Here is a 2211-nt window from a genome sequence, read left to right on the forward strand (position 1 = left end):
ATCGGCCCCGTCGCCAAGCCCAAGCACATCGTGTTCGTGCCGGAGCTGCCGAAGACGCGCTCGGGCAAGATCCTGCGCCGGCTGCTGGCTCAGCTGTGGCAGGGTGACGAGCTGGGCGACACCACATCGCTGCAGAACCCCTGGGCCGTCGACGGCGTGCGCGCCGCGGTGGAGGCCGCCCGAGACAAGGAGAAGTCATGACCGAGGAGCACCGTTTCGGGTTCCGCACCCGCGCCCTGCACGCCGGCGGCACGCCGGACGCGGCGACGGGCGCACGCGCCGTGCCGATCTACCAGACGTCCTCGTTCGTCTTCGACGGCGCGAAGGATGCGGCGAACCTGTTCGCGCTGCAGAAGTACGGCAACATCTACTCGCGCATCGGCAACCCGACCGTTGCAGCGCTTGAGGAGCGGCTGGCCTCGCTTGAGGGCGGCATCGGCGCGGTGGCGACCGCGAGCGGCATGAGCGCGGAGTTCATCACGTTCGCCGCGCTCGTCGGCGCCGGCGACCACGTCGTCGCCTCCGCGCAGCTGTACGGCGGCACCGTGACGCAGCTCGACGTGACGCTGCGCCGCTTCGGCGTCGACACGACGTTCGTCGCGTCGAGCGACCCCGCGGACTTCGCGGCGGCGATCACGCCGAACACGAAGGTCGTCTACACCGAGGTGATCGGCAACCCGGGAGGCGAGATCGCCGACATCGCGGGGCTCGCCGAGGTCGCCCACGCGGCGGGCGTGCCGCTCGTGGTCGACGCCACGCTCGCCACGCCGTACCTGACGCGACCGCTCGAGCACGGCGCGGACATCGTGATCCACTCGGTCACGAAGTTCCTCGGCGGCCATGGCACGACGCTCGGCGGCGTCGTGATCGAGGCCGGCCGGTTTGACTGGGGCAACGGCAAGTTCCCGACCATGACCGCGCCGGTCCCGTCGTACGGCGGCATCCGCTGGTGGGACAACTTCGGCGAGTACGGATTCCTCACCAAGCTGCGCAGCGAGCAGCTGCGCGACATCGGCCCCGCGCTCAGCCCTCAGGCCGCGTTCAACCTGCTCCAGGGGGTCGAGACGCTGCCGCAGCGCATCGACGGCCACGTCGCGAACGCCCGGATCGTCGCGGAGTGGCTGTCCACGGATCCGCGCGTGTCGTTCGTCACGTGGGCCGGGCTCGAGGGGCATCCGCACCACGAGCGCGCGCGGCAGTACTTCCCGCTGGGCCCCGGCTCGGTCTTCGCGTTCGGCGTCAAGCCGACGGGGGAGTTCTCCGACGGAGACGCGCGCGCGGCCGCCGCGCGTGAGGCGGGCGAGAGCTTCATCGACTCGGTGCGCCTCGCATCCCACCTCGCCAACATCGGCGACGCGCGTACGCTCGTCATCCACCCCGCCTCGACGACGCATCAGCAGCTCACCCCCGAGCAGCTCGTCGCCGCCGGGGTGCCGGCCGATCTGATCCGCATCTCGGTGGGGCTCGAGGACGCGGAGGACATCATCTGGGACCTGGATCAGGCCCTCACGCAGGCGACGGGAGTGAACCGATGAGCGAGGCAGCGGGCGGACTGGTGGCGTGCGAGCTGCCGTGGGCGAAGGAGCCGGCCCCCGGCCGCACCTGGACGGGACCGGGCGCGCAGGACCGGTATGACATCCTGCGCCGCACGAAGTCGATCGCGATCGTGGGCGCCTCCGACAACCCGGCGCGAGCCAGCTACTTCGTCGCGACGTACCTGCTGTCGAGCTCCCCGTATGACGTGTACTTCGTCAACCCGCGAGCCACGACGATCCTGGGGCGCCCCGCGTACGCCTCCCTCGCCGATCTGCCCGTGGTGCCCGATCTCGTCGACGTCTTCCGCCGGCACGAGGATCTGCCGGATGTCGCGCAGGAGGCCGTCGCCGTCGGGGCGAAGACGCTGTGGCTGCAGCTCGGCTCGTGGAACGAGGACGCCGCGGCGTCGGCCGAGGACGCGGCGCTCACGGTCGTGATGGATCGGTGCGTGAAGATCGAGCACGCCCGATTCCACGGAGGCCTGCACCTCGCGGGCTTCGACACGGGCGTGATCAGCTCGAAGCGCCAGCTCATGTCGCGCTGAGGGCAGACGCGCGCCTCAGCCGTCCTGCATCGACCCCTCGAACAGCCCGATGACGTTGCCGTCGGGGTCTTCGAACAGTGCCCACCAGCTGGTCTCGTCGATCGGCGCGCGCGGCTGCACGACCTTGCCGC

General features: G+C 70.9%; 3 protein-coding genes. All 3 read left to right on the forward strand.

The annotated features are described in order from the left end of the window. Nucleotides 1–201, forward strand: a 201-nt coding sequence (locus RIF89_RS14310) for a hypothetical protein (protein WP_309069746.1), incomplete at its 5' end; no start/stop codon positions are given. Beyond that, nucleotides 198–1535: an O-acetylhomoserine aminocarboxypropyltransferase/cysteine synthase gene (locus RIF89_RS14315; protein WP_309069747.1), complete on the forward strand. Its 1338-nt coding sequence runs from the start codon at nucleotides 198–200 to the stop codon at nucleotides 1533–1535. The genes RIF89_RS14310 and RIF89_RS14315, both read left to right, overlap by 4 nt. Then, nucleotides 1532–2080, forward strand: a complete 549-nt coding sequence (locus RIF89_RS14320) for a CoA-binding protein (RefSeq protein WP_309069748.1) — start codon at nucleotides 1532–1534, stop codon at nucleotides 2078–2080. The genes RIF89_RS14315 and RIF89_RS14320 overlap by 4 nt, the downstream gene beginning before the upstream one ends. The last annotated feature ends 131 nt before the right edge of the window (nucleotides 2081–2211 follow it).

This window comes from Microbacterium sp., assembly GCF_031178525.1.
Lineage (GTDB): Bacteria > Actinomycetota > Actinomycetes > Actinomycetales > Microbacteriaceae > Microbacterium.